The 25,235-nt window shown below is 71.9% G+C and carries 25 protein-coding genes; 12 read left to right on the top strand and 13 right to left on the bottom strand.

All coding sequences use genetic code 11. The annotated features are described in order from the left end of the window. Window positions 1-19 precede the first annotated feature (19 nt). Window positions 20-826, bottom strand: a complete 807-nt coding sequence (locus ACFVWY_RS13935) for an HAD family hydrolase (protein ID WP_389871089.1) — start codon at window positions 824-826, stop codon at window positions 20-22. Window positions 827-978: 152 nt separating this feature from the next. Here ACFVWY_RS13935 and ACFVWY_RS13930 point away from each other — a divergent pair, with 152 nt between their 5' ends. Next, complete coding sequence (locus ACFVWY_RS13930; protein WP_389871086.1) at window positions 979-1,623, top strand: dihydrofolate reductase family protein; 645 nt, start codon at window positions 979-981, stop codon at window positions 1,621-1,623. A gap of 92 nt (window positions 1,624-1,715) precedes the next feature. Beyond that, entirely contained in the window at window positions 1,716-2,240 is a 525-nt protein-coding gene (locus ACFVWY_RS13925; protein WP_389871084.1) for a hypothetical protein, read from the top strand. Window positions 2,241-2,516: 276 nt separating this feature from the next. On the opposite strand, the gene ACFVWY_RS13920 is transcribed toward ACFVWY_RS13925, so the two are convergent. The 3 genes from ACFVWY_RS13920 to ACFVWY_RS13910 are packed head-to-tail and all read right to left on the bottom strand — an operon-like array spanning window position 2,517 to window position 3,985. Then, window positions 2,517-2,978 carry a pyridoxamine 5'-phosphate oxidase family protein gene (locus ACFVWY_RS13920; protein WP_389871081.1) on the bottom strand — a complete coding sequence of 154 codons (462 nt, stop codon included), beginning with the start codon at window positions 2,976-2,978 and terminating at the stop codon, window positions 2,517-2,519. Window positions 2,979-3,027: 49 nt separating this feature from the next. Then, a complete protein-coding gene (locus ACFVWY_RS13915; protein ID WP_389871079.1) occupies window positions 3,028-3,240 on the bottom strand; it encodes a hypothetical protein in 213 nt (70 codons plus the stop codon). 4 nt (window positions 3,241-3,244) lie between these two features. Continuing rightward, complete coding sequence (locus tag ACFVWY_RS13910; RefSeq protein WP_389871077.1) at window positions 3,245-3,985, bottom strand: hypothetical protein; 741 nt, start codon at window positions 3,983-3,985, stop codon at window positions 3,245-3,247. Between the two features lie 474 nt (window positions 3,986-4,459). On the opposite strand from ACFVWY_RS13910, the gene ACFVWY_RS13905 reads away from it, so the two are divergent. Next, window positions 4,460-4,759: a hypothetical protein gene (locus ACFVWY_RS13905; protein WP_389871074.1), complete on the top strand. Its 300-nt coding sequence runs from the start codon at window positions 4,460-4,462 to the stop codon at window positions 4,757-4,759. Window positions 4,760-4,787: 28 nt separating this feature from the next. Here the strand turns inward: ACFVWY_RS13905 and ACFVWY_RS13900 are convergent, their stop codons facing one another. The 3 genes from ACFVWY_RS13900 to ACFVWY_RS13890 form a co-directional block, all read right to left on the bottom strand. Further along, on the bottom strand, window positions 4,788-6,371 hold the full coding sequence (locus ACFVWY_RS13900; protein ID WP_389871071.1) for an FAD-dependent monooxygenase: 1,584 nt from the start codon (window positions 6,369-6,371) through the stop codon (window positions 4,788-4,790). A gap of 77 nt (window positions 6,372-6,448) precedes the next feature. Next, entirely contained in the window at window positions 6,449-7,537 is a 1,089-nt protein-coding gene (gene rarD, locus ACFVWY_RS13895; protein WP_389871069.1) for an EamA family transporter RarD, read from the bottom strand. A gap of 120 nt (window positions 7,538-7,657) precedes the next feature. Further along, entirely contained in the window at window positions 7,658-8,521 is an 864-nt protein-coding gene (locus ACFVWY_RS13890; RefSeq protein WP_389871066.1) for an SDR family oxidoreductase, read from the bottom strand. Between the two features lie 115 nt (window positions 8,522-8,636). On the opposite strand from ACFVWY_RS13890, the gene ACFVWY_RS13885 reads away from it, so the two are divergent. Continuing rightward, complete coding sequence (locus tag ACFVWY_RS13885; protein WP_389871064.1) at window positions 8,637-9,023, top strand: winged helix-turn-helix transcriptional regulator; 387 nt, start codon at window positions 8,637-8,639, stop codon at window positions 9,021-9,023. A 190-nt stretch (window positions 9,024-9,213) separates the two neighbouring features. Here the strand turns inward: ACFVWY_RS13885 and ACFVWY_RS13880 are convergent, their stop codons facing one another. The 6 genes from ACFVWY_RS13880 to ACFVWY_RS13855 all read right to left on the bottom strand — a co-directional run bounded on the left by ACFVWY_RS13880 (window position 9,214) and on the right by ACFVWY_RS13855 (window position 18,139). Beyond that, window positions 9,214-11,169: an APC family permease gene (locus ACFVWY_RS13880; RefSeq protein WP_389871061.1), complete on the bottom strand. Its 1,956-nt coding sequence runs from the start codon at window positions 11,167-11,169 to the stop codon at window positions 9,214-9,216. Between the two features lie 102 nt (window positions 11,170-11,271). After that, complete coding sequence (locus ACFVWY_RS13875; protein WP_389871059.1) at window positions 11,272-12,339, bottom strand: 2-oxoacid:ferredoxin oxidoreductase subunit beta; 1,068 nt, start codon at window positions 12,337-12,339, stop codon at window positions 11,272-11,274. Then, complete coding sequence (locus ACFVWY_RS13870) at window positions 12,332-14,287, bottom strand: 2-oxoacid:acceptor oxidoreductase subunit alpha (protein WP_389871057.1); 1,956 nt, start codon at window positions 14,285-14,287, stop codon at window positions 12,332-12,334. Before ACFVWY_RS13870 ends, ACFVWY_RS13875 begins: the two co-directional genes overlap by 8 nt. A gap of 422 nt (window positions 14,288-14,709) precedes the next feature. Beyond that, on the bottom strand, window positions 14,710-15,384 hold the full coding sequence (locus tag ACFVWY_RS13865; RefSeq protein ID WP_389871055.1) for a LuxR C-terminal-related transcriptional regulator: 675 nt from the start codon (window positions 15,382-15,384) through the stop codon (window positions 14,710-14,712). Window positions 15,385-15,519: 135 nt separating this feature from the next. Next, window positions 15,520-16,875: a sensor histidine kinase gene (locus tag ACFVWY_RS13860; RefSeq protein ID WP_389871052.1), complete on the bottom strand. Its 1,356-nt coding sequence runs from the start codon at window positions 16,873-16,875 to the stop codon at window positions 15,520-15,522. A gap of 55 nt (window positions 16,876-16,930) precedes the next feature. Next, the gene (locus ACFVWY_RS13855) at window positions 16,931-18,139 is read right to left on the bottom strand and encodes a sensor histidine kinase (protein WP_389871050.1); all 1,209 of its coding nucleotides are present in this window, start codon (window positions 18,137-18,139) and stop codon (window positions 16,931-16,933) included. A 210-nt stretch (window positions 18,140-18,349) separates the two neighbouring features. Here ACFVWY_RS13855 and ACFVWY_RS13850 point away from each other — a divergent pair, with 210 nt between their 5' ends. From ACFVWY_RS13850 to ACFVWY_RS13815, 8 genes are read left to right on the top strand one after another with little or no spacing between them, the layout of a single operon-like run. Then, window positions 18,350-18,757 (top strand): NADH-quinone oxidoreductase subunit A, encoded by a 408-nt coding sequence (locus ACFVWY_RS13850; RefSeq protein ID WP_389871414.1) that lies wholly within the window; start codon window positions 18,350-18,352, stop codon window positions 18,755-18,757. Continuing rightward, entirely contained in the window at window positions 18,748-19,449 is a 702-nt protein-coding gene (locus tag ACFVWY_RS13845) for an NADH-quinone oxidoreductase subunit B (protein ID WP_389871049.1), read from the top strand. The genes ACFVWY_RS13850 and ACFVWY_RS13845 overlap by 10 nt, the downstream gene beginning before the upstream one ends. After that, a complete protein-coding gene (locus ACFVWY_RS13840) occupies window positions 19,446-20,657 on the top strand; it encodes an NADH-quinone oxidoreductase subunit C (RefSeq protein WP_389871046.1) in 1,212 nt (403 codons plus the stop codon). Before ACFVWY_RS13845 ends, ACFVWY_RS13840 begins: the two co-directional genes overlap by 4 nt. After that, on the top strand, window positions 20,654-21,622 hold the full coding sequence (locus tag ACFVWY_RS13835; protein ID WP_389871044.1) for an NADH-quinone oxidoreductase subunit H: 969 nt from the start codon (window positions 20,654-20,656) through the stop codon (window positions 21,620-21,622). Before ACFVWY_RS13840 ends, ACFVWY_RS13835 begins: the two co-directional genes overlap by 4 nt. Then, a complete protein-coding gene (locus ACFVWY_RS13830; RefSeq protein ID WP_389871041.1) occupies window positions 21,622-22,248 on the top strand; it encodes a NuoI/complex I 23 kDa subunit family protein in 627 nt (208 codons plus the stop codon). The genes ACFVWY_RS13835 and ACFVWY_RS13830 overlap by 1 nt, the downstream gene beginning before the upstream one ends. Next, window positions 22,245-22,802, top strand: coding sequence for an NADH-quinone oxidoreductase subunit J (locus ACFVWY_RS13825; RefSeq protein ID WP_389871038.1), 558 nt, complete (start codon window positions 22,245-22,247; stop codon window positions 22,800-22,802). The genes ACFVWY_RS13830 and ACFVWY_RS13825 overlap by 4 nt, the downstream gene beginning before the upstream one ends. Beyond that, on the top strand, window positions 22,802-23,224 hold the full coding sequence (nuoK, locus tag ACFVWY_RS13820) for an NADH-quinone oxidoreductase subunit NuoK (RefSeq protein WP_389871035.1): 423 nt from the start codon (window positions 22,802-22,804) through the stop codon (window positions 23,222-23,224). The genes ACFVWY_RS13825 and nuoK overlap by 1 nt, the downstream gene beginning before the upstream one ends. Further along, a complete protein-coding gene (locus tag ACFVWY_RS13815) occupies window positions 23,221-25,221 on the top strand; it encodes an NADH-quinone oxidoreductase subunit L (RefSeq protein ID WP_389871033.1) in 2,001 nt (666 codons plus the stop codon). The genes nuoK and ACFVWY_RS13815 overlap by 4 nt, the downstream gene beginning before the upstream one ends. Window positions 25,222-25,235 lie beyond the last annotated feature (14 nt).

The following is a 25,235-nucleotide window of genomic DNA, read 5'->3' as shown; positions in this document are numbered from 1 at the left end:
ACCCGCGTCGGCCGCGCTCTCAGCCGTACAGCCGCTCCAGCACCTCCGCGACCCCGTCACGCTCGTTCGACGAGGTCACCTCGTCCGCGACGGCCCGCAGGTCCGGATGGGCGTTGGCCATGGCCACGCCGTACCCGGCGGTGTGGAACATCGGCAGGTCGTTGGGCATGTCCCCGAAGGCGATCGCCGAGCCCGGGTCCACCCCGAGGTGCGCGGCGGCCAGCGCCAGCCCGGTGCCCTTGTCGACGCCGTACGGCTGGAGCTCGACCGTGCCGGGGCCGGAGTGGGTGACGGTGGCGAGGCCCCCGACGGCCTCGCGGGCCGCCGTGGCCAGCGCGTCGTCGGTGAGCTCCGGGTGCCGGACGAGCACTTTCATCACGGGCGCCGACCACAACTCGTGGCGGCTGCGGGTCCGTTGGGCCGGGAGCGTCGGGTGGGGCATCAGGAAGCCCGGCTCGATCAGGGTCCGCCCCTCGGTTCCCTCCTGGTCCACGGCGGCGAAGACCGGCCCCACCTGGGCCTCGATCTTGCCGAGCGCGGTGCCGGCCGCCTCCCGGTCCAGGGTGAGCGCGTGCACCAGCCGCCCCGACCCGGCGTCGTACAGCTGGGTTCCCTGTCCGCACACGGCGGGCCCGCGGTACCCCAGCTCGTCCAGCAGCCCGCGTATGGCGGGCACCGGCCTCCCCGTGACCACGAGATGCCGGGCCCCGGCGCGCGCGGCCAGGGCGAGCGCGGCGCGGGTGCGGGGGCTCACGGTGTCGTCGCTGCGCAGCAGGGTGCCGTCCAGATCCGTGGCGACCAGGGCGTACGCGGGAGAGAGGGGCATGACGACCAGCGTAGGAGAACGCGCCCGGCCCGGACCGATCAGTTCTCGGGCTCCGCACAGTCCCCACATACACCGGTACGCACCGGCGCACATACCGGCGCACACACCGAAGCCGTACTGACCGACTCCGTTCGACACACAGAAAGAGACCCATGGCACAGCTGCTGAAGGTTCAGAACTTCAACGTATCGAGCGACGGCTACGGGGCGGGTGAGGGCCGGAGCGTGGAGAAGCCCTTCGGGCACGCCGACCCCGGGGCCATGCTCTCCTGGGCCGGGGCCACCGCGAGCTGGCCCAACCGCACCGAGCCCGGTGGCAGCCGCGGTCTCGACGACTACCTCACCCGGGACTTCCACCACAACATCGGCGCGGAGATCATGGGCCGCCTCAAGTTCAGCCCGCAGGGAGGCCCCTGGGAGAACCACGACTGGCTCGGCTGGTGGGGCGACGAGCCCCCGTTCCACACCCCGGTGTTCGTGATGACCCATCACACCCGCCCGTCGTTCACACTCTCCGACACGACGTTCCACTTCGTCGACGACGACCCGGCCACGGTCCTCGAACAGGCGCGCGAGGCCGCGCAGGGCAAGGACGTGCGCCTGGGTGGTGGGGCCACCATCATCCGGGCGTTCCTCGAAGCCGACCTGGTCGACACCCTGCACGTGGCGGTGTCGCCGGTGAAGCTCGGTGCCGGTGCGCGGCTCTGGGAGTCCCCGGACGAGCTGCGCGACCGCTTCCACGTCGATGTCGTCCCCAGCCCCAGCGGAGTGACGCACCACCTGTTCTGGCGCAAGTAGTCCGGCGCACGCTCCGTGTCACGCCCCGCGGCGCATCCCCCGGATCGCGTACCGGGGCGTGACCCGGGCCGGAAGCGTTCGTTCCCTCCGGCATGAAGAAGATTCCGGCCGCCGCGGCGCTGGCCGTCCTGAGCCTCGCCCTCACCGCGCCCACCCACGCCGCGCCCCCGGCCACCCCGTCCCCGGAAGCCGCCGCGCCGGACGCGTACGTGATCCACAACGTGGCTTCCGAGCCCGGGTCGGGCCTGGGCATCGGGCCCGTCCCGCTGGTCTACCCGCCGGTGGACGTCCCGCTGCGGTACTTCGGCGGCCAGTTCGTCGAACGGTGGACGGTGAAGGAGGTCGCCCCCGACCGGTACACGATCAGCGCGGGTCCGGCCCAGCCCGGCCGCTACGCCTTCGTCCGGAAGGAGGACGCGGTCTTCGTCTCGGCCACGAAGAAGCCCGGCGAGTGGACCATCGAGTCGGCGGGCAACGGCAGGTTCACCCTCGGTGTCCCCGGCGCCGACCGGGTCGCCACGCTGGACCGGGACGAGGTCCCGCAGGTCACCCTGGCCCCACGCCACGGATCGCCCACGCAGCTGTGGGAGTTCGAGCGCGTCGACCTGGAGGACTAGGGCCTCTCGTTTGGATCATGCCGGGCTCGCGGGGGCCGGCACGCACATCTGCCGCGTCGTCGTCAGTCACCGACGCTCCGCGTCGGCTCCTTCCTCCGCCTTGCAGCTGCACGCACCAGCCCCCGCTCCCTGATCCAGCCTGATCCAAACGAAAGACCCTAGGCGCAAGCGCCCCGGCCGGGCAGAGGCGTTCCGCCGCCGGGAGGGGCGTTCCGTCGCCGGGGAGGGGCGCGGTGCCCCGCTCCGGTCACTCCAGAGCGGGGTGCCCCGCTCCGGTCACTCCAGCCACGTCCCGTCGCGCATGATGACCCTGCCGCGCAGCTCCGGCTCGCCGCGCCAGGCGCGTACCGTCCTCGGCACCACCCGCACGTACAGGAAGGAACCCTCCTCCGTGCGCGGATCCCACCCGAACTTCGCGGTGTAGGCGTCCGCCGCCTCCCCGGGCACGTCCCGGTCCGGGAAGCACTCCGCCTCGCCCTGGAGAAGCACCACGTCGGAGGTGTCCGGCAGGGCCAGGCGCACGAGGGGCTCCGCGCGGACGTTCCGCGCGGTCGCGGACGCGGCACCGGTGCACATCCAGACCGCGCGGCCGTCCCACAGGAACCACAGGGGTACCTGGTGCGGCCCGTGGCCGGGGTGCGCCGTCGCCACCCATACATCGTGTTCGGCGGCGAGCCGTTCCAGTGTGTCGCGCCTGCGCTCTTCCGTCCGGCGCCGGACGTTTCCGGTGGTCTGCATGAGTGCCGACCTTAGACAGCGGGGCCGCGGCGCGCATGGGGCGCGGGTCCTACTCCCGGCGACCGACGGCCTCCTCGGTACGGGGCGCGAGTCCGGCGACCAGGCCCTCCGCCGGAAGCCTGATCCGGTCCCGGACCGCGCGGACGGCGGCGGCCGTCTGCGAACGGCCCGCGTTGCGGGCGCGGACGAACAACGCGGACGAACAGCGGGAACGAACAGCGCGGGCGTCGGCTCCGGGCGGGCGGGCGTGGGGCGGGTCCAACGGCTCAGCAGTGACAGAGCAGGTCGAGGACGACGGCCTCGGGGTCGAGGCCGTCGAGATAGCGGTTGGCCCGGTCCCAGTAGTCCTCCGTGTCCGCGTCCGTCCACGTGCCCTCCAGGGTGACCAGGGCGAAGCCGGGGACGGCGCACCTCACCGCCCCCAGCCGGGTCTCCTCGAATTCCCGTGCGAAGTAGGCGACCGGGTCGTTGAGCAGGAACGACATGCCGAAGTGCGGGTCTCCCGCGACGGCCCGCTGAGCCACGTCCTGCACCAGCGGCTGGGCCAGATGCTCCTCCCTGGCGTCCGCCGGGGAGTACCCGTCGGGATCGGACTCGTGCCGGGCGAGGAAGTCCGTGAGCGGGCGGGCAGGCGGGTGTATCGCGGTCAGCTCGGTCCATGCGGCGAGCAGGGCGTCCTGCGTACGCGAGGCCCGCTTGCGCATGGCGTCGAAGTCGAGCAGTCCCCGAGGCCCGCCGTAGCATTCCAACGGCCCCAGGTCAGCGAGCGCGGCCTTTCTGCGTGGCACGGTCGAGGCCGTGATCAGTCTGCGGTCACCTTCGTGCGGCGGACGTACGAGATAGGCGTTGCCCGTGCCGCCGCGGATGGTCCACCAGTCCCAGTGGCCCTCAGGATTCCCCTCCTGGGCACGGTTGATGTCGTAGGGCGCCATGGCGGCGGCCACCGCCTTCGGGATCTTCCGGGGAGCGGTCGGCGGCAGGCACACGGTGGCGACGAATTTGGTCATGGCCGGGAGCGTAAGCCCTGGCTCACATGGCCCGTACACCTGCCAGGGCCTGCCGGAATCCGCCGGGCGGCCGTTCGTCCCGGACGGGCAAAGAGGAGGGCACGCGCGGCCGGTGGCCGTCGGTGAGCCCCAACTCCACGGCGGGCGCGCGGTCCTGGCCTCTCCCCTCAGGCCTCCGAACGGCCCGCTCGCCGTGCCGTTCCCCGTGCCGTTCGGAGGCGTAGGAGGAGGCCGCAACACGCCGGATTCCGGCCAACATCCTCTACGCGGCGGGGCCGTTGCCGTGCCGGACCGGCCGTGCCCGTGGACACGGCCGGTGGTCTGCGCGCCGCTGGCGGAACGGTTCGCTCCTGGCCCGAACACGCTCACTCGTTCGTAGGCGCGTCGCATGGATGCGGCCCGCCCGGTCCAGGATCTGGCCGCGGCCGCCCCCGACAGCGGCCACGGCCAGATCCGACACAGGAGGCACCGACCATGAGCATGATCCAGACCGGGAAGCTGCAGCTGCGTACCGACCAGCCGCAGGCCAGGACGGGCGGGGACGTGTCCACGTTCACGCAGGTCGACTTCCCGACGCCGTTCCCCGACGGAACCGCGGTGATCGTGGTGCCCATGACCCAGACGTTCAACGGCCCCGAGACGCCCGGCATCCGCATCGCCGACGTCACCGTGAAGGGATTCAAGATCCGGTTCAACGAGGTCCGGATGGGCGCGGAGGGAAGCGACGGCCGTCACGTCGAGGAGACGGTCGGCTGGATCGCCAGCACGGTCTGAACCGCCGCGCGGCCCGCCCGGGGCCCGTTCAGTGCGGCGTGGGGGCGCCGGTCAGCCGGTCGAGATAGGCGGTGACCGCGTGGGCCCTGGCGGTGGGGGCGATCAGGGCCACGTGGTTGTCCGGGCGGATCAGGACGAGGGTGCCGGGGGCGGGGGGCCGGGCGATGCCGTAGGCGGTGCGGGCGTGGCCGGCGTCGTCGCCGAGATCGCGCGCGGCGCCCGCGTCCACGCCGTACGCGCGCACGGCGGAGCCGTACGCCGCCTCCGTCGCCCGGAGCGGCTCCGCCGTGTCGGGGCCGAAGCCCAGCAGCGTGAAGTGCGGGCCCGCGAACGCCTCGAAGAGGCGGGCCGGGCGGCCCGTCGCGGTGTCGCGGCAGGGGGCGTCCGGGGCCCGGTCGCCGGTCCGCAGCCGGGAGGTGGAGCCGGTGCCCGCGAGCGACGACCACGGGTAGCCGACGCCCAGACCGGTCGTGTCGCCGGAGACGGCCGTGTCCAGGCCACCGCCCGGAAGACGGATCGCCTCCAGGGTCGCGCGGAGCCGGTCCGCCGTGACGTCCAGGGTCCAGGCGGCCACCGGCAGCCGCTCCTCCTCGTACGTGTCCAGCAGGCGCGGGTCCGCTCCGCCGTCGATGACCAGGGCGAGTTTCCAGCCCAGGTTGAACGCGTCCTGGATGCCGGTGTTCATGCCCAGCCCGCCCGCGATGGAATGCACATGCGCCGCGTCCCCGGCGAGCAGCACGCGGCCCACCTGGAAGCGGTCGGCCAGGCGCTCGTTGACCCGGTACGCGGACAGCAGCGTGGCCTTGGTGAGGCGGTCGGCCGGGAGCCGGGTGTGCTGGGCGAACAGCCGCCGGAAGCTTTCCAGGGAGGGCGGCACGGGCGCGCCCGCCGCGTCCCGCTCCGGCCCCGCCTGGAACCACCAGCCCGCCCGCGTACCGGGGATCGGGCAGAGCATCACGGCGCCGTCCTCGTCGAACCACTGGTGCCAGATGTTCCGGTCCAGGCCCTCCGCCTCCACGTCCCCGCAGACCATCGCCTGCTCCTCGGAGGTCTTCCCCTCGAACGGCACCCCGAGCAGCTTGCGCACCCGGCTGTGGGCGCCGTCGCAGCCCACCACGTACCGGGCGTCGATGCTCCGGCCGTCCGCGAGGGCGACGGTCACCAGGCCGTGCGCCTCCGACAGCCCGACCGCCTCCGCGCCCAGCTCCACCCGCACCCCGAACTCCGCGAGGCGCTCCCGGAGGATCTCCTCCAGCTGCCACTGGGCGATCAGGCGGCCATGGGCGTACGGGGCGGCGGGCGTCGGGCGCAGGGAAGCGGCCGGGTCGGCGTCGGCGACCGGCACCCCGTCGCGGTACTTGCGCATCGGCAGCGGCGCCGAGCCCGCGGCCAGGACCCGGTCGGCGACGCCCAGATCCGCCAGTACCTCCAGGGACCGGGGGTTCGGGCCCTTCGCCCGGGAGCTGCGCGGGAAGCCGGGCGAGCGGTCGATGATCCGCACGGCCACGGAGCGGCGCGCCAGATCGCAGGCGAGGGTCAGGCCGGTCGGACCGGAGCCGACGATCAGTACGGAGACGGGGGGTGCGGGGGCGGGGGGTACGGAGGCGGGCATGCGGGCTCCTCGGTCGCGGTTCCGTGGAGGACCAGGAAAACGCAACCGAGTTAAAAATGCAACCAGGTAACGCTAAATTAGGGATGGGTGGAGGGGGCGGGCTCCCCGGACGCCAGGAGAACCGTCGGGCCGGGCTCCGGGCAGGACTCTGGGCCGGGCTCGTGCCCGGGTCGCGCCGCGAGCCGCGGCTGGGGCTGGCGCCCGGGGTGCGGGCCGGGGTGCGGCGCGGGGTGTACCCCCTCGCGTGCCGCCGTCTCGCGCGCCGCGCGCACCTGCATCCGGGTCCGCCGCGCCGTCCGGAGCGCGTCCCAGGTCAGCAGGGCCAGCGCCAGCCACACCAGGCCGAACCCGGCCCACCGCTCCGGCGGCATCGCCTCGTGGAAGTAGACGATGCCGAGGGCGAACTGGAACACCGGCGCCAGGTACTGCACCAGGCCCAGAGTGGAGAGCGGCACCCGGATCGCCGCCGCCCCGAACAGGATCAGCGGAACGGCCGTGACGAGCCCCGCCGAGGCCAGGAGCGCGGAGTGGCCGAGCCCCCCGGAGGCGAAGGTCGACTCGCCCCGGGCCCCCAGCCACAGCAGATAGCCGAGCGCGGGCAGGAACATCACGGCGGTCTCGGCGGTGAGCGACTCCAGGCCGCCCATGTTGATCTTCTTCTTCACCAGGCCGTAGGCGCCGAAGGAGAACGCCAGGGTCAGTGAGATCCACGGCGGACGCCCGTAGCCGATCGCCAGCACCAGCACCGCCGCGAAGCCCGTACCGACCGCCACCCACTGCGCGGGGCGCAGCCGCTCACCGAGGAAGAGGACGCCCAGGGCGATGGTGACCAGGGGATTGATGAAGTAGCCGAGCGACGCCTCCACCACGTGGCCGTTGTTCACGGACCAGATGTACAGGCCCCAGTTGACCGTGATGGTCGCGGCGGCCACCGTGACCAGGCCGAGCTTGCGCGGCTGCCGCGCCAGCTCGCCGATCCAGGACCAGCGGCGCAGCGCCGCCAGCGCGAGAAGGACGAAGCCGAGGGGCCAGGTCATGCGGTGGGCGAGGATCTCGATCGCGTCGGCGGGTTTCAGCAGCGGCCAGAAGAGCGGGACGAGTCCCCACACGGCGTAGGCGCCGAAGCCGGACAGGAGGCCCGCCCGCTGTTCGTTGATCCCCTTCACGGGCCCTCCAGGCGTATCTGTGTCACCGCACGAAGGTAGCGTCGCGAGGAGTCCGGTGTCATGTCCGTATCGGGATACGGTCATGACACGCGGGGTCCTTGGGGAGCGGGGAGATCCGCGTTACGCGAGGGCCGCCGCGGCGGCGGCCACCGTCTCGGCGAGCGGAGTCGTCGGGCGGCCGATCAGCCGGGCCAGGTCGCCGCTCGTGGTGGCGAGCCGCCCGCGCGCGATCGCCTCGTCGACGTCGACGAGGATCGCCGCGAAGAACTCCGGCACCCCGGCGCCGGTCAGGATCTCCTGGTGCGCCGCGGCCGGGACGTTCTGGTACGCGATCTCCCTGCCGGTGGCGGCGGAGACGACGGCCGCGTACTCGGCGAGCGACCAGGCGGCATCGCCGCTCAGCTCGTAGGCGGTGCCGAGGTGGCCCTCGCCGGTCAGGACGGCGGCGGCCGCGGCGGCGTAGTCGGCCCGGGTGGCGGAGGCGATCCGCCCGTCACCGGCGTTGGCGACGACGGCTCCGTGCGCCAGGACCAGCGGCAGGCTGGCCGTGTAGTTCTCGGTGTACCAGCCGTTGCGCAGGAAGGTGTACGGCAGGCCGGACCCGAGGATCAGCCGCTCGGTGGCCTTGTGCTCGTCGGCCAGCCGGAAATCGGCGTCGGGGCCGCCCAGGACGCCGGTGTACGCGAACTGGGCCACACCCGCGGACCGGGCCGCGTCGATCACCGCGGTGTGCTGCGGCACCCGTCGGCCGACCTCGCTGCCGGAGATCAGCAGGACCCGGTCACCGGGCCGGAAGGCGTCCTCCAGGGACCGCGGCCGGTCGTAGTCCGCGACCCGGAGCCCGATGCCCCGGGCGGCCAGCGGCGCCGCCTTCCCCTCGTCGCGGACGACCGCGGCGATCCCGTCGGCGGGCACGGTGGCCAGCAGCTCCTCGACGACCAGACGGCCGAGTTCTCCGGTGGCTCCGGCGACGACGATGCTCATGGGTGGTTCCTCCTGGGTGGTACGCGGGCCGGGGCTCGATCCGTCGGCCCGTACCGCTCACCGTAGGACGGGTACTCACTATTCGTAAGTACCCACTCCTACGTAAGGTACTGGTATGAACGTAAGTGCACTGGGTCCGCGCCCCGATGTGAACCGGCCGATGTGCCCCGCCCGGCCGGTGCTCGAACATGTCACCAGCCGCTGGGGCGTCCTGGTCCTGATCGCCCTGGTGGAGCGCTCGTACCGGTTCAGCGAGCTGCGCCGGGAAGTGGGCGGGGTCAGCGAGAAGATGCTGGCCCAGACCCTCCAGACCCTGGAGCGTGACGGTTTCGTGCACCGGGACGCCAAGCCGGTGATCCCGCCGCGGGTCGACTACACCCTCACCGCCCTGGGCCGCGAGGCGGCCGAGCAGGTGTGGGCGCTGGCCTGCTGGGCCGACCGCAGCGTGGGCGCGGTGCAGGCGGCCCGCGAGGCGTACGACGCGCGCAGGGCCACGCCCTAGGGCCTCTCGTTTGGATCATGCCGGGCTCGCGGGGGCCGGCACGCACATCTGCCGCGTTGTCGTCAGTCACCGACGCTCCGCGCCGGCTCCTTCCTCCGCCTTGCAGCTGCACGCACCAGCCCCCGCTCCCTGATCCAGCCTGATCCAAACGAAAGACCCTAGCCGTACTGCCCGGTGACCGGGGCCGTGGTCAGTCCGGATCCGGGGCGCGCCCTTCCTCCAGGGCCCGCAGCGCGCGCGAGACGTCGAACGGCAGGATCGTCACCGCCACGTGCGGGAGCTGGCCCAGCACCTTCGCCATCTGCTCGCCGGTGCCCCGGTGCAGCAGCTTGCCGAGCATGTTGGAGTACATCCGGCGCGGCACCAGAACGGTCAGCGCGGTCCGGCCGTCCTCGGTGGTGCGGGTGGCCAGCTCCCTCATCGCGTGGCGCAGCCGCCGGTCCGGGCACGCCACCAGGTCGAGGGGCACGGAGGTGGCGGCGGTCGCCTCCCAGCGGGCGGCCAGCCGTCTGCCGTGCGCCTCGTCGATCGCGAAGTGCACGGCCCGGATCTCGTCCGGGCGCAGCTCATGGGCGTATCGCAGCGCCTTGAGCGTCGCCAGGTCCAGGCGCTCGACCAGGACGAACACCAGATGGCGCAGGTCGCGGGGGCGGTCGGCGCCCGGCGCCTGGACGGTCTGGAGCGCGGCGGCCTCGCGCCGGTACTCGCGGTTGATCCGGGTCAGCCCCCACACACCGAGCGGGAAGATCACCACGACCAGCCAGGCGCCCTCGGTGAACTTGGTGACCGCGAAGATCAGCACGACGGCGGCCGAGATCACCGAGGCGAGCGCGTTGACCGCGATCTTGATCCGGCGGTGCGGTTCGCGCCGCCGCAGGTGGTACGCGGTGAGACCGGCCCCGGCCATGGTGAACGCGGTGAACACGCCGATCGCGTACAGCGCCACCAGCCGGTCCACACTGGCCCCGGTGGCCAGCAGCAGGGCCAGCGAGACCACGGCCAGCGAGAGGATGCCGTTGGAGAACGCGAGCCGGTGCCCGCGCCGGGTCAGCACCCTCGGCAGGAACCGGTCCTCGGCCACGAAGCTGGCCAGGAACGGGAAGCCGGTGAACGGCGTGTTGGCGCCCGTGTAGAGCACCAGCGCGGTCGCCAGCTGCACGAAGACCAGCCCGGCCGTGCCGAGCGCCCCGCCGCCGAAGGCGAAGTGCGCCTCCTGCGCGATGACCGTCGGGGTGCCGTCGGCGTACGGGACGGCGTGGGTGAAGTGGGCCAGCGTGGAGACGCCGAGAACCAGCACGCCGAGCACGCAGCTCATCGCGATCAGGGTGCGGCGGGCGTTGCGGCCCTGCGGCTCGCGGAAGGCGGAGATGCCGTTGGAGATCGCTTCGAGGCCGGTCAGGGAGGAGCCGCCGTTGGCGAAGGACCGCAGCACGATGAAGAGCGAGGCGCCGTAGAGCCAGCCGTCTCCCGGGGTGCCGAGCGGTACGACGCCCGGGGCGTGCAGATCGGCGTGCGGCAGCTCGCCGGTGATCCCGCGCACCGCGGCGGCGACGAGCACCAGCCCGACCGCGGCCATGAACAGATAGGCGGGCAGCGCGAACGCCCTCCCCGCCTCGCGGATGCCGCGCAGGTTCCCGTACGCGAGCAGCACGATCACGGCGGCGGAGACGGGGAGCTGGAGGTGGTCGAGGCCGGTGAAGCCGTTCCCGGCCAGATGGGCGAGCGAGATCAGCGCGTTGGTACCGGCCGAGACCTGGACGGCGACGGTCACGATGTAGTCGACGAGCAGGGCCACGGCGGCGATCTGCGCGATGTTCGGCCCGAAGTTCTCCCGCGCGACGACGTACGAACCGCCCGCCCGGGTGTAGATCATGACGACATCGCTGTAACAGAGCGTCAGAAGCAGCAGGACCAGCAGGATCGCGCCGGTCACCGGCATCAGCAGGGTGAACGCCGCGGCGCCGATCACCGGCACCAGGACCCGGAGCATCTCCTCGGAGCCGTACGCGGACGAACTGACGCAGTCGGAGGCGAGCACCCCGAGCGCCGTCCGGTTGTCGAGCTTCTCCTCGCTGATGCGCTCGGTGGTGAGCGGTCTGCCGAGCAGCAGCCGTTTGACGCGGTACGCGGGACGGTCCAGGGTCATGGCCCCATCGTGCGCGGTGACCGGCCGCCGTCCCGGGACGCCGTCGCCGGACGGGCCGAAGTTCAGCCCGTCCGGCGACGGCGGTGCGTACGGGTGGCAGGGTCAGCCGACGACCGTCCAGTGGTCGTTCCCGGCGAGGAGGGCACCGAGGTCGCCCTTGCCGCGCTGCTCGACGGCGGTGTCGAGCTGCTCCGCCATGAGCGTGTCGTACACCGGGCGTTCGACGTTCCGCAGGACACCGATCGGGGTGCGGTGCAGGGTGTCCGGGTCCGCCAGCCGGGAGAGCGCGAACGCGGTGGTCGGGGACGCGCTGCGGGCGTCGTGGACCAGGACGTCGGACTCGTTCTCCGCGGTGACGTCGATGACCTGGAGGTCGCCGGTGGCCGGGTCGCGGACGACACCCTTGGCGTTGTCCGCGCCGAAGCGGATGGGCTGCCCGTGCTCCAGGCGGATCACCGCCTCCTGCGCCTGGTCCTTGTCCTTGAGCGCCTCGAAGGCGCCGTCGTTGAAGATGTTGCAGTTCTGGTAGATCTCCACGAGCGCCGTGCCCGGGTGGTCGGCCGCCGCGCGCAGCACGCTCGTGAGGTGCTTGCGGTCGGAGTCGATGGTGCGGGCGACGAAGGACGCCTCCGCGCCGATCGCCAGGGACACCGGGTTGAACGGGGCGTCGAGCGAGCCCATCGGCGTGGACTTGGTGATCTTCCCGACCTCGGAGGTGGGGGAGTACTGGCCCTTGGTGAGGCCGTAGATCCGGTTGTTGAACAGCAGGATCTTCAGGTTCACATTGCGGCGCAGCGCGTGGATGAGGTGGTTGCCGCCGATGGACAGGGCGTCGCCGTCGCCCGTGACGACCCAGACCGACAGGTCGCGGCGGGAGGTGGCGAGCCCGGTCGCGATGGCGGGGGCCCGGCCGTGGATGGAGTGCATCCCGTACGTGTTCATGTAGTACGGGAAGCGGGAGGAGCAGCCGATCCCGGAGACGAAGACGATGTTCTCCTTCGCCAGGCCCAGTTCGGGCATGAAGCCCTGGACGGCGGCCAGCACCGCGTAGTCACCGCAGCCGGGGCACCAGCGGACCTCCTGGTCCGACTTGAAGTCCTTCATGGACTGCTTGGCCTCGGCCCTGGGCACCAGCTCCAGGAGCTGGTTGGCGACGTGGGTGTCAGGCATCGATGGCCTCCTTGAGTGCCGTCGCGAGCTGTTCGGCCTTGAACGGCATGCCGTTGACCTGGTTGTAACTGCGGGCGTCGACCAGGTACTTGGCCCGGATGAGGGTGGCGAGCTGGCCCAGGTTCATCTCGGGGATGATCACCTTGTCGTAGCGCTCCAGGACCTCGCCGAGATTCTTCGGGAAGGGGTTCAGGTGGCGCAGGTGGGCCTGGGCGATGGGCTGTCCGGCGCTGCGCAGGCGGCGGACGGCGGCGGTGACGGGGCCGTAGGTGGAGCCCCAGGCGAGGACCAGGGTGCGGGCGCCGTCCGGGTCGTCGACCTCCAGGTCGGGGACGGTGACGCCGTCGATCTTGGCCTGGCGGGTGCGGACCATGAAGTCGTGGTTGGCCGGGTCGTAGGAGATGTTGCCGCTGCCGTCCTGCTTCTCGATGCCGCCGATGCGGTGTTCGAGGCCGGGGGTGCCGGGCAGGGCCCAGGGACGGGCCAGGGTCTGCGGGTCGCGCTTGTAGGGCCAGAACACCTCGGTGCCGTCGGCCAGTTCGTGGTTGGTGGCGGTGGCGAACTGGACGCGCAGATCGGGCAGCTCCGCGACTTCGGGGACCTTCCACGGCTCGGAGCCGTTGGCGAGGTACCCGTCGGAGAGGAGGAAGACCGGGGTGCGGTAGGTCAGGGCGATCCGGGCGGCGTCGAGCGCGGCGTCGAAGCAGTCCGCCGGGGTCCTGGGGGCCACCACGGGCACGGGGGCCTCGCCGTTGCGCCCGTACATCGCCTGGAGCAGGTCGGCCTGCTCGGTCTTGGTCGGCATGCCGGTGGACGGGCCGCCGCGCTGGATGTCGATGACGAGCAGCGGCAGTTCGAGGGAGACGGCCAGCCCGATCGTCTCCGACTTGAGGGCCACGCCGGGGCCGGAGGTGGTGGTGACGGCGAGCGAACCGCCGAAGGCGGCGCCCAGCGCCGCGCCGATCCCGGCGATCTCGTCCTCGGCCTGGAAGGTCCGCACACCGAAGTTCTTGTGCTTGGACAGCTCGTGCAGGATGTCGGAGGCCGGGGTGATGGGGTACGAGCCCAGGTACAGCGGCAGGTCCGCCTGCCGGGCGGCGGCGATCAGCCCGTACGACAGGGCCAGGTTCCCCGAGATGTTGCGGTACGTGCCCGGCGGGAAGGCCTGGGTGGCGGGCGCCACCTCGTAGGAGACGGCGAAGTCCTCCGTCGTCTCCCCGAAGTTCCAGCCAGCCCTGAACGCGGTGACGTTGGCCTCGGCGATCTGCGGCTTCTTCGCGAACTTCGTCCGCAGGAACGCCTCGGTGCCCTCGGTCGGCCGGTGGTACATCCACGACAGCAGACCCAGCGCGAACATGTTCTTGCTCCGCTCGGCCTCCTTGCGGGACAGGCCGAACTCCTTCAGCGCCTCGACCGTCAGCGTCGTCAGCGGCACCGGGTGGACGTGGAAGCCGTCCAGCGAACCGTCCTCCAGCGGACTGGTCGCGTACCCCACCTTCGCCATCGGGCGTTTGGTGAACTCGTCGGTGTTCACGATGATTTCCGCGCCGCGCGGCACGTCGCCGATGTTCGCCTTCAGCGCCGCCGGGTTCATCGCGACCAGCACGTCCGGCGCGTCCCCGGGGGTGAGGATGTCGTGGTCCGCGAAATGCAGCTGGAACGACGAAACCCCCGGCAGGGTTCCTGCGGGGGCGCGGATCTCGGCGGGGAAGTTCGGCAGCGTCGACAGGTCGTTGCCGAACGACGCGGTCTCCGAGGTGAAACGGTCTCCGGTGAGCTGCATGCCGTCTCCGGAGTCACCCGCGAAACGGATGATCACCCGGTCCAGACGGCGGATCTCCTTCTCGCCTGCCCCCGTGTCATCGGGGCGGGGGGCGCGCTGGCCCCCGACGAGCGCCTCGCTGGCCTCATCGGCCTGTCCGGCTGGGCTACTGACCTGGCTGGTCACTGAACTGGACCTCCCTAGCGGCGGCGGCTCGGGGCCCTCCGGTGTGCCGACGGTCCCCAGGTCCACCCTACTTCTGTAAGGGGTGCCTTACCCGGACCGATCACATGATGGACGTGTTTTCGGGACGCGAATCGATCTCATTTTGTCGCGTTCCGCGCCCCTCCCGGGCACCCGGCGGGGGTCCGGGAGGGGGCACATTATCTGACGAGGTGTCAGCTTTCCAGTGCCGTCGCGGGCAGGCCAGCAGGTCAGGGCGGCAGGCCGTCAGGCTGCGACGCCGTGAAGCCGGCTGCCCGGCTGCCTGGCCGGCCGTCCGGCGGCGAGAGCGGCGGCGGGGGCGGCGGCTCAGGCGCGCCGGTGGTTCCGGTGGGTCCGGAGTTCAAGTGTGCCGAGCGTTCGAGTGCGTCCGGAGTTCGGATATGTCAGGAGTTCAGATAGGTCAGGACGGCCAGGACGCGCCGGTGGTCCCCCTCGCTCGGGGACAGCCCCAGCTTCAGGAAGATGTTGCTGACGTGCTTCTCCACCGCGCCGTCGCTCACCACCAGCTGCTTGGCCACCGCGGAGTTCGTCCGGCCCTCCGCCATCAGCCCGAGCACCTCGCGCTCGCGCGGCGTCAGCCTGGCCAGGACGTCCTGCTTACGGCTCCGGCCCAGCAGCTGCGCCACCACCTCGGGGTCCAGCGCCGTCCCGCCCTGCGCCACCCGGACCACCGCGTCCACGAACTCCCGGACCTCGGCGACCCGGTCCTTGAGCAGGTAGCCCACGCCCCGGCTGGACCCGGCCAGCAGCTCGGTCGCGTACTGCTCCTCCACGTACTGCGAGAGGACCAGCACCCCAATCCCCGGGTAGTCCTTCCGCAGCCGCACCGCCGCCCGCACGCCTTCGTCGGTGTGGGTCGGGGGCATCCGCACATCGGCGACCACCACATCGGGCAGCGCGTCCCGCGCCGCCAGCTCGCCCACCGTGGTGATCAGGGCCTCGCCGTCACCCACTCCGGCGACGACGTCATGCCCCAGATCGGTCAGCAGCCGGGTGAGCCCTTCCCGGAGCAGTACCGAATCCTCGGCGATGACCACACGCACCCTGTCCTCCACCATGAAGCCGCATCCCCCACTGGTCTGTCTCTGCTGTTCGGTCCCGTTCGTACGGTCCCCAGCATTCCAGCTTTCCAGCATCGGTGAAGCGGTGCCCTTTTCGTCCGGTTGCTGTCCTGCGCTGCCGCACGGCCCCGCTCAGCCGCGCCAGGGCAGCTCGGCGGTGATCTGGGTCGGGCCGCCCTGCGGGGAGTCCACGGCCAGGACGCCGTCCACCGCGTCCAGCCGTTCGGCCAGTCCCGCCAGTCCGCTGCCCGACGAGAGGTCGGCGCCGCCCCGGCCGTTGTCGGTGACCTGGAGCATCAGCCGGTTGCCGGTGCGCCAGACCTCGACGGTCGCTGAGCGGGCCGCGCTGTGTTTGCTCACGTTCTGGAGGAGTTCGGAGACGGTGAAGTACGCGATGCCTTCGATGGCCTGGGCCGGGCGTTCGGTCAGGTCCACCTGGACGGTGACGGGGACGGTGCAGCGGGAGGCGATGGCGGAGAGGGCGGCGTCGAGTCCGCGGTCGGTGAGGACGGCGGGGTGGATGCCGCGGGCCAGGTCGCGGAGTTCCTGGAGGGCGATCTTGACCTCGCCGTGGGCTTCGTCCACCATCCGTGCCGCCGCGTCGGGGTCGGCGGTCAGTTTCTCCTTCGCCAGCCCCAGATCCATGGCGAGGGCGACGAGGCGGGCCTGGGCGCCGTCGTGGAGGTCGCGTTCGATGCGGCGCAGGTCGGCGGCGGCGGTGTCCACCACCACCCCCCGGTCCGACTCCAGCTCCGAGACCCGGGACGCCAGCCGGGACGGCCCGAGCAGCCCGCGCACCAGCGCCCGGTCCACGTACACCAGCCCCCGGACCACCCACGCCGTGACCAGCACGAGCACCAAGCCGGTCAGGAAGGACAGCAGCAGTCCCACCGGGGTGTCGACGTACACCGTGCGGTCCGCGTCGGCGTACAGCTGGATGCCGTCGCGACTCAGACCCGCGGGGACGAACCAGTACCACAGGGGATAGGTGAGGACGGTCCAGCCGCACATCCAGAGCGGCACCCCGAGGGAGAAGGAGATCAGCGCCCAGGGAAAGTAGAGCAGCGAGTAGAGCAGATGCCGCCAGGACGCCCCGCTCTTCAGCGACGCGCCCATCCAGGACATCAGGCCACCGGTCGCCCCGCGCACCGGCGCCGGGGCCGCCACGTCCACCCCGAGCAGCACCCGCGCCCGCGCCCGCTCCATCGCGCCGAAGCCCCGGCACAGGGCCAGCGTGCCGGCCAGGACGGGAACCCCGAGGAACGTGATCAGCAAGCCCACGCCCAGTGATGTCAGGGTGATCGAGAAACCGAACAGGACCAGGCCGATCGGTACGCCCAGCGCCAGATGCGTGAGCTCACGCCAGGTCCTGCCCTCGAACGGGGCCCGCAGTACGGCGGGCAGCGGATGCTTCAGCGGGGAGCCGTCCCCGAGACCGGCTCCGGACCGCCGAGGGTCCTGCGTGTCCGGTCCGTATGCCGTGGCCATGGGGGTATCCGTTTCCTCTCGGTTCTGCTGCTGCTCGGGGGTGGTGCGCGGGCGCTCAGCCGCGCTGGAGACGCTCGGTTCTGGCCTTCTTCGGCAGTTCGCGGTCGCGCCAGGGAAGCTCGGCGGTGACCGTGGTGGGCCCGCCGGCCGGGGAGTCCAGGACGAACAGCCCGTCCACGGCACCCAGCCGTTCGGCCAGTCCCGCCATCCCCGTACCGCCGTCCATTCTGGCGCCGCCCCGGCCGTTGTCGGTGACCTGGAGCATCAGCCGGTTGCCGGTGCGCCAGACCTCGACGGCCGCTGAGCGGGCCGCGCTGTGTTTGCTCACGTTCTGGAGGAGTTCGGAGACGGTGAAGTACGCGATGCCTTCGATGGCCTGGGCCGGGCGTTCGGTCAGGTCCACCTGGACGGTGACGGGGACGGTGCAGCGGGAGGCGATGGCGGAGAGGGCGGCGTCGAGTCCGCGGTCGGTGAGGACGGCGGGGTGGATGCCGCGGGCCAGGTCTCGGAGTTCCTGGAGGGCGATCTTGACCTCGCCGTGGGCTTCGTCCACCATCCGTGCCGCCGCGTCGGGGTCGGCGGTCAGTTTCTCCTTCGCCAGCCCCAGGCCCATGGCGAGGGCGACGAGGCGGGCCTGGGCGCCGTCGTGGAGGTCGCGTTCGATGCGGCGCAGGTCGGCGGCGGCGGTGTCCACCACCACCCCCCGGTCCGCCTCCAGCTCCGCGATCCGGCGCTCCAGCTCGTCGGAGGGCGAGAGCAGCCCGCGCACCATCACCTGATCCGCGTTGCCGAGGAACCGGGTGATGAACGGAAGCACAGGCCACAGCGCGATCATGCTCACCAGCGTCACCCCGAAGGTGACCACACCCCAGGGCAGCCGGACGAAGGAGTAGAGCACCGCCCGCCAGCCCACCGGGTCCTTGACGCTCGACCACAGCCAGGGGAAGAAGCCCGTCTCCCGCCGCGCCAGGACCATCGGGCTCGGCTCGTCGATCCGTACGCCCAGCATCGACCGCGCCCGGCTCCGCTCGAACCGGCCGATCAGCCGCGCCCCGTGCAGCGCGACGGCGAGCAGGGGCAGACCGATCACCGTGACCGAGAGCGCCACGCCGACGCCGATCATGACCACCGCGTACACACACTCGACGATGGTCAGCGGCAGATTGGCCAGAAGATGGCCGATCTCCTTCCACGTCCACCGGTCGGGGATGAGTCGGGCGGGCGGCGGCCGGTCGCTGTCCGGCACCTGGGGGCTCATGGTCATGCCTCCAGCCTGCCGGTACGGGTCGTCGCACGCCATGGGGCTCGTAGGTGGGGTGAGGTGGGGATAACCCCACCTCAGGACATTCCCGGAGGGGTCTTTCGCCCGACTCGGCTGCTTACCCTCCCTTTAACAGGGCCTAGACTCCCGTGCGTACAGACCACCGGACGGATTCCAGGGGAGCGAGGGGCGGACGTGGCGGACCTGCCGGAACTGCCGGACCTGCCGGAACCGACATCGGCCGTTCTCGCGTCGGACTACTTCCACGGATATTCCGTGGTCGGACTGCTCGCCGTGATCGGGGTGCTGTTCGTCGCCGTCGCCTTCGGGGCCGGACGGCTGCTGCGCCCCGTGGTGCCGACGCCGGAGAAGCTCCTCACGTACGAATGCGGCGTGGACCCCGTGGGCGAGGGCTGGGCACACACCCAGGTCCGTTACTACGTCTACGCCTTCCTGTACGTGATCTTCGCCGTCGACTCGATCTTCCTGTTCCCGTGGGCGACGGTGTTCGCCGCACCGGGATACGGGGCGACGACGCTGATCGAAATGTTCGTCTTCCTCGGTTTCCTGGCCGTAGGACTGCTCTACGCATGGAAGAAGGGCGTCCTCGAATGGACGTGACCAGCACGCGGACCGACGGGGGAGCCGAGCAGCAGCCCGTGCCGACCTTCCTGCCGGAGCCCAGGCGACTCGGCGTCCTGTCACGCCTGGCACCCGAACCGATGAAGGTGGTCCTGAACTGGGGCCGCCGCTACAGCCTGTGGGTCTTCAACTTCGGCCTCGCCTGCTGCGCCATCGAGTTCATCGCCGCCTCCATGGCCCGGCACGACTTCATCCGGCTCGGTGTGATCCCGTTCGCGCCGGGCCCGCGCCAGGCCGACCTCATGATCGTCTCCGGCACGGTGACCGACAAGATGGCCCCGGCGGTGAAGCGGCTCTACGAGCAGATGCCCGAGCCGAAGTACGTCATCTCCTTCGGCGCCTGCTCCAACTGCGGCGGTCCCTACTGGGACTCGTACGCGGTGACCAAGGGCGTCGACCAGATCATCCCCGTCGACGTCTACGTACCCGGCTGCCCGCCCCGGCCGGAGGCGCTGCTCCAGGGCATTCTCAAGCTCCAGGAGAAGATCGCCCGGGAGTCGCTGGGGGAGCGGTACGCGACGGGCGGGGCCCGCCCCTCCACCGCCGCGCTGCGCAGCGGGCTCGTCACCGCCCCGCCGAAGCCGGGTGCTCAGGGTTCCGACGCGGCATCAGGACCGGATTCGGATCTGGGTTCGGGTCCGGACTCGGGTTCGGGGGAGGAGCGCGCGTGACGACCACCCCGCCCGGCCCTTCGGGCAACGACGCGCACGACGCGCACGACGCGTACGACCGGCTGCCGGACGCCGCCGCCGAGCTGTTCGGCGCAGACGCGACGGCGGAGTACGCGTACGAGCTGCTGACCGTCGACGTACCGGCCGCCGCCTGGATCACCGCCCTCGAAACCGCCCGCGACCGGCTGGGCTGCACGTATTTCGACTGGCTGAGCGCCGTCGACGAACCGGAGACCGGCTTTCGGGTCTGTGCCCACGTCGTCGCCCTGGGCGGCGGCCGGGTCCGCCGCCTCATGATCCGTACGACCGTGCCGCACGCGACGCCGGTCCTGCCCACCGCCGTCGGCGTCTACGCGGGAGCCGCCTGGCACGAGCGCGAGACGCACGAGATGTTCGGCATCGGCTTCGACGGCCACCCGCACCTGGTGCCGCTGCTGCTGCCCGAGGGCTTCGAGGGCCATCCGCTGCGCAAGGACTTCGTGCTGGCGGCGCGGGTCGCGAAGGCGTGGCCGGGCGCGAAGGAGCCGGGGGAGTCGGAGCACGGCGGGCCGAAGCGGCGCACGATGCTGCCGCCCGGGGTGCCCGACCCGAACGAATGGGGGCCCCTGAAGGGGCAGCTCCCGCCCGCCCCGGCCCGCCCGGCCCGCACCGCGCGTGCGGCGGGCGACCGGCCGGTACGCCGGGCCCGCACCGCGAGCGAGGGCTCGGCCGCCCAGCGCACCGCGCCGACCACCCCGGAAGCGGCGACTTCGGCGGGGGACGCCCCCGGAGCGGCTACGGAGACCACGCCGGCCGGGCCCGAGCCCGCACGCGCCGTGAGGCCGCGCCGCAACCGGAGCGCCTCACAGGGCTCGGCGAGCCAGCAGACCGAACCATCCCCCGCCCCGGCGGAACCGAGCCCGGCCACGCGCACAGGTACGGGCGCTGGTACGGACGCCGATGCGGGTACGGGCGCCGGTACGGGCACGGACACAGGCTCGGGCTCGGGCACGAGCGACGCCCCCTGGCACCACGCCCGCCCGGCCTTCGACCCGGACACGCGTGCCAAGGCTCCGGAACCCCCCGAGGCCCCGGAAACCCCCAAGGCTCCCGAGCCCGCCAAGGCCCCGGAAACCCCCGAGGCTCCGAAGCCTCCCAAGGCTCCGGAATCTCCCGAGGCCCCGAAGACCCCCGAACCCCCCGAGTCCGCCGGAGGCGATACCGCGTGAACGACGTACTGGACGTCGCCCTGCGCCTCGTCGCTGTCTTCGTCGCCTTCCTGGTCCTCCCGCTCGTCGTCGGGCAGACCGAGCACAAGGTGATGGCCCACATGCAGGGCCGCCTCGGCCCCATGTACGCGGGCGGCTTCCACGGCTGGGCCCAGCTCGTCGCGGACGGCGTGAAGTTCGCGCAGAAGGAGGACGTGGTCCCGGCCGAGGCCGACCGCCGGATCTTCCAGCTCGCCCCTGCCGTCGCGCTGCTCCCGTACCTGCTGGTGCTCGTCGTCATCCCGATCGGCCCCGGAGAGGGGGCAGCCGGACAGTCCCTCGACGCGGGCATCTTCTACGTACTCGCCGTCATGGGCGTCGGCGTGCTCGGCTCGCTGATGGCCGGCTGGGCCTCGGCGAACAAGTTCTCCCTTCTCGGCGGCCTGCGCACCGCCGCCCAGCTGCTCGCGTACGAACTGCCGATGCTGCTCGCCGCCGCCTCCGTCGCGATGGCGGCCGGAACCGTCTCCCTCACCGGCATCCTCGACGCCTTCGAGTGGTGGTGGCTGCCCTGGCAGATCGTCGGTGCGCTGGTCTTCTTCGTGGCCGGGCTCGCCGAACTCCAGCGTCCGCCCTTCGACATGCCGATCGCCGACTCGGAGATCATCTTCGGTGCCTACACCGAGTACACCGGTCTGCGCTTCGCGCTGTTCCTGCTCGCCGAGTACGCGGGCATCGTCATCCTGTGCGGTCTGACCACCGTGCTCTTTCTCGGCGGCTGGCACGGACCGCTCGGCGCCGACGGACTCGGCTGGGTCTGGACCCTCCTCAAGACCGCGGTCCTCGCCTTCGTCGTCATCTGGCTGCGGGTCTCCTACCCCCGGCTCCGCGAGGACCAGCTGCAGAAGCTCGCCTGGACCACGCTCATCCCGCTCGCTCTCGCGCAGATCGCGCTCACCGGCATCGTGAAGGTGGCGATTGGCTGATGCCTCCGATCCCCGGTTCCGGACTGGCCAAGGGCCTGGCCGTCACCCTGCGGACGATGACGCGGAAGACGGTCACCGCGCAGTACCCCGACGTCCAGCCCGAACTGCCGCCCCGCTCCCGCGGCGTCATCGCGCTGTTCGAGGAGAACTGCACCGTCTGCATGCTCTGCGCCCGCGAATGCCCCGACTGGTGCATCTACATCGACTCCCACAAGGAGACGGTGCCCGCCGCCGCCCCCGGCGGCCGCGAACGCAGCCGCAACGTCCTCGACCGCTTCGCCATCGACTTCTCGCTCTGCATGTACTGCGGCATCTGCATCGAGGTGTGCCCCTTCGACGCGCTGTTCTGGTCCCCGGAGTTCGAGTACGCGGAGACGGACATCCTCGAACTCACCCATGAGCGCGACAAGCTCCGCGAGTGGATGTGGACGGTGCCGGAGCCGCCCGCGCTCGACCCGGCCGCCGAGGAACCGAAGGAGATCGCCGCCGCCCGCAAGACGGCGGAGAAACTCGAAGCCCAGCGCGCCCAGGAAGCCCAGGAAGCCCAACAGGCAGGGCAGCCGGAACAGGCAGGGCAGGCCGGACAGGACCAGCGTCCGGCCACGGAGACGGAGGGGGAGGCATGACACTCGCAGCAGCCGCCGCGGCCCACCCCGGCTTCCTCTCCCCGACCGGCGTCGAGATCGCCTTCGTCCTCGTGGGCCTCGCCACCTTCGGCGCGGCCCTCGTCACCGTCACGACCAAGCAGCTGGTGCACGCCGCCCTCTGGCTGGTCGTGGCGCTCGGCGGACTCGCCGTCGAGTACCTCCTGCTCACCGCGGAGTTCATCGCCTGGGTGCAGGTACTGATCTACGTCGGTTCCGTGGTCGTCCTCCTCCTCTTCGGACTGATGCTCACCCGGGCCCCCATCGGCCGCTCCCCGGACGCCGACTCCGGCAACCGCTGGGTGGCCCTGACCGTGGCACTCGCCGCCGCCGGATCGCTCGTCTGGGTCGTCGTCGACGCCTTCCGCACCACCTGGATCGACCTGGGCGGACCGGCCCAGGGCTCCACCGAGGTGACCGGCGCCTTCCTCTTCCAGCACTGGGTGCTGCCGTTCGAAGCACTCTCCGTCCTGCTGCTCGCCGCCCTGGTCGGCGCGATTGTCCTGTCCCGCAAGCGCGGTAAGGAGCAGAGCTGATGCACCTCGCCTATCCCGCCGTGCTCGCCGCCCTCCTCTTCTGCACCGGGCTGTACGGAGTGCTCGCCCGCCGCAACGCGATCCTGGTCCTGCTCTCCGTCGAGCTGATGCTCAACGCCGTCAACCTCAACCTGGTGGCCTTCGACGTCTGGCTCCGCGACACCCTCCACGCGGGCCAGTCCCTCACCCTCTTCACCATCGCCATCGCGGCGGCGGAGATCGGCATCGGCCTGGCGATCGTCCTCGCCGTGTACCGCAACCGGGGCAGTTCCGACATCGACCGGCTCCGGGACACCGCCGAGACCGACGCCGCCGAACACCTCCCCGACGACGATGACTCCGCGACCGGAACCGCCGAAGGCACCGAAGACCAGGCCACTGCTGCGGCAGGGAAGGCAAAGAAGGCAGAGGCCACCGCGTGACCACCACGACCCTCGCCGTCCTCGTCCCCCTCCTCCCCTTCCTGGGTGCCGTCGCCGGTCTCCTCCTCGGGCGCACCGCCCCCGGCTTCGTACGCCCCCTGGCCGTGCTGCCGACCCTCGCCGCCTTCGTCCTCGCCGCGCTCGTCGCCTCCCGCCAGGGCGGCGGCCGGGCCATCGACGCCGCGACCCGGCTCACCCCCACCGGCTCGGTCCCGATCGACCTCGCCGTGCACCTCGACGGCTTCGCGGTCCTGGTCGCCGTCCTGGTCGGGCTCGTCGCGAGCTGCGTGCAGATCTACTCGACCGCGTACCTCCGCGACGACCCCCGCTACCCCTCGTACGCCGCCCTGGTCTCCCTCTTCACCTCCGCGATGCTGCTCGTCGTCTACTCCGGCGACCTGATGGTGCTCCTGGTCGGCTGGGAGATCATGGGCATCTGCTCGTACTTCCTGGTCGGCCACTACTGGGAGACGCCCGAAGCCCGCGCCGCCTCCCTCAAGGCCTTCCTGGTCACCAAACTCGGCGACGTCCCCTTCCTGATCGGCCTGTTCGCGCTCGCCGCGGACACCGGCACCTTCCGCATCACCGGCATCCTGGGCGCCGTCGCCCACGGCGGTCTCGACCACCCCACCGTCATCGCCCTGCTGCTCCTCGCGGGCGTCGCCGGAAAGTCGGCGCAGTTCCCCCTGCACACCTGGCTGCCCGACGCGATGGCCGGTCCCACCCCCGTCTCCGCGCTCATCCACGCCGCGACGATGGTCGCCGCCGGTATCTACTTCGTGGCCCGGCTCCTCCCCGTCTTCGCCCAGTCCGGCGCGGCGCTCGTCGTCCTCGCCGTGATGGCCGCGATCACGATGATCGGCTCGGGACTCGCCGCCCTCGCCCAGGACGACATCAAGCGCGTCCTCGCCTACTCGACGATCGGCCAGCTCGGCTACATGGCCGGTGCCCTCGCCGTCGGCGACCGCGGGGCCGCCGTCTTCCACCTCCTCTCCCACGGCGCGTTCAAAGCCGTCCTCTTCCTCGCGGCCGGAGTCGTCATCCACGCCGCTGGCACCAACTCACTGGCCGCCATGTCCCGCATGGGCGGCCTGGCCAAGCGCATCCCGGACGCCTACTGGACGATGACCGTCGCCCTGTTCGCGCTCGCCGCCATCCCGCCGTTCGCCGGCTTCTTCTCCAAGGAAGCCGTACTCGTCGCCGCCGAGCACACCGCGCTGGGGGACCGGCACGTCGCCCCGGCCGCCGCGGGCTGGACCGTCCTCGTCGCCGGACTGCTCGCCGCCGTCCTCACCGCCGCGTACGCCACCCGCCTCTGGCTCCTCGCCTTCCGCGGCCGGGGCGCCGAGGTCCCCGACCACGGCAGGCAGCCCGCCGCGATGACCGCCGTCCTCTGGGTCCTCGCCGTGCCCACCCTCGCCTTCGGCCTGAGCGTCGGCGCGATCACCGACTGGTTCGACGGCCACAGCCTCAGCCCGACCGTCACCACCGCCGTCCTCTCCACCGGCGTCGCCCTGGTCGGCGGACTCGTCACCTACGGCGCCTGGCGCCACACCTCCGCCCTCGCCGCCCGCACCCGCGTCGGTACCGTCGTTGCCCACCCGGACGCCGAACCCGCCCTCATCGAGGCCCAGGCCATGGCCGCGCACACCGCCGCCTACGGAACCGACGGCGACGCCCCCGACCCGGCCGACCCCGGCCGGTTCCTCCTCGGACGGCTGCACCACCACGCCGCCGCGGGCTTCCACCTCGACGCCCTGTACGCGCAGCTGTTCGTCCGCCCGGTCCAGGCCGCGGCACGCCTCGTCCGCTTCCTGGACCGCGAGGTCGTCGACACCTACGTACGCGGCTCAGGCACCGGCGCGCGCTGGCTCGGCACCGCCGTCCGCCGCGCCCAGACCGGCAACGTGCAGACCTACCTCGGCGCGCTGCTCGCCGGTTCCCTGGTCCTGGCGATCGCCGCCGTCGTCTTCGCCAACGTCTACGCCGGGTCGTGAGCCGTGATCGATAT

It is taken from the genome of Streptomyces sp. NPDC058195, assembly GCF_042883525.1.
In the GTDB taxonomy this organism is placed as follows: domain Bacteria; phylum Actinomycetota; class Actinomycetes; order Streptomycetales; family Streptomycetaceae; genus Streptomyces.
The sequence above is the reverse complement of the archived record's forward strand: the minus strand, read 5'-3'. Positions and strand labels throughout refer to the sequence as shown.

Excerpts from the sequence above, each read along its gene's own strand:
- ACFVWY_RS13935 (WP_389871089.1), bottom strand. The coding sequence starts at position 826 with ATGCCCCTCTCTCCCGCGTACGCCCTGGTCGCCACGGATCTGGACGGC.
- ACFVWY_RS13930 (WP_389871086.1), top strand. The coding sequence starts at position 979 with ATGGCACAGCTGCTGAAGGTTCAGAACTTCAACGTATCGAGCGACGGC.
- ACFVWY_RS13925 (WP_389871084.1), top strand. The coding sequence starts at position 1,716 with ATGAAGAAGATTCCGGCCGCCGCGGCGCTGGCCGTCCTGAGCCTCGCC.
- ACFVWY_RS13920 (WP_389871081.1), bottom strand. The coding sequence starts at position 2,978 with ATGCAGACCACCGGAAACGTCCGGCGCCGGACGGAAGAGCGCAGGCGC.
- ACFVWY_RS13910 (WP_389871077.1), bottom strand. The coding sequence starts at position 3,985 with ATGACCAAATTCGTCGCCACCGTGTGCCTGCCGCCGACCGCTCCCCGG.
- ACFVWY_RS13905 (WP_389871074.1), top strand. The coding sequence starts at position 4,460 with ATGAGCATGATCCAGACCGGGAAGCTGCAGCTGCGTACCGACCAGCCG.
- ACFVWY_RS13900 (WP_389871071.1), bottom strand. The coding sequence starts at position 6,371 with ATGCCCGCCTCCGTACCCCCCGCCCCCGCACCCCCCGTCTCCGTACTG.
- ACFVWY_RS13890 (WP_389871066.1), bottom strand. The coding sequence starts at position 8,521 with ATGAGCATCGTCGTCGCCGGAGCCACCGGAGAACTCGGCCGTCTGGTC.
- ACFVWY_RS13885 (WP_389871064.1), top strand. The coding sequence starts at position 8,637 with ATGAACGTAAGTGCACTGGGTCCGCGCCCCGATGTGAACCGGCCGATG.
- ACFVWY_RS13880 (WP_389871061.1), bottom strand. The coding sequence starts at position 11,169 with ATGACCCTGGACCGTCCCGCGTACCGCGTCAAACGGCTGCTGCTCGGC.
- ACFVWY_RS13875 (WP_389871059.1), bottom strand. The coding sequence starts at position 12,339 with ATGCCTGACACCCACGTCGCCAACCAGCTCCTGGAGCTGGTGCCCAGG.
- ACFVWY_RS13865 (WP_389871055.1), bottom strand. The coding sequence starts at position 15,384 with ATGGTGGAGGACAGGGTGCGTGTGGTCATCGCCGAGGATTCGGTACTG.
- ACFVWY_RS13860 (WP_389871052.1), bottom strand. The coding sequence starts at position 16,875 with ATGGCCACGGCATACGGACCGGACACGCAGGACCCTCGGCGGTCCGGA.
- ACFVWY_RS13855 (WP_389871050.1), bottom strand. The coding sequence starts at position 18,139 with ATGACCATGAGCCCCCAGGTGCCGGACAGCGACCGGCCGCCGCCCGCC.
- ACFVWY_RS13845 (WP_389871049.1), top strand. The coding sequence starts at position 18,748 with ATGGACGTGACCAGCACGCGGACCGACGGGGGAGCCGAGCAGCAGCCC.
- ACFVWY_RS13830 (WP_389871041.1), top strand. The coding sequence starts at position 21,622 with ATGCCTCCGATCCCCGGTTCCGGACTGGCCAAGGGCCTGGCCGTCACC.
- ACFVWY_RS13825 (WP_389871038.1), top strand. The coding sequence starts at position 22,245 with ATGACACTCGCAGCAGCCGCCGCGGCCCACCCCGGCTTCCTCTCCCCG.
- nuoK (WP_389871035.1), top strand. The coding sequence starts at position 22,802 with ATGCACCTCGCCTATCCCGCCGTGCTCGCCGCCCTCCTCTTCTGCACC.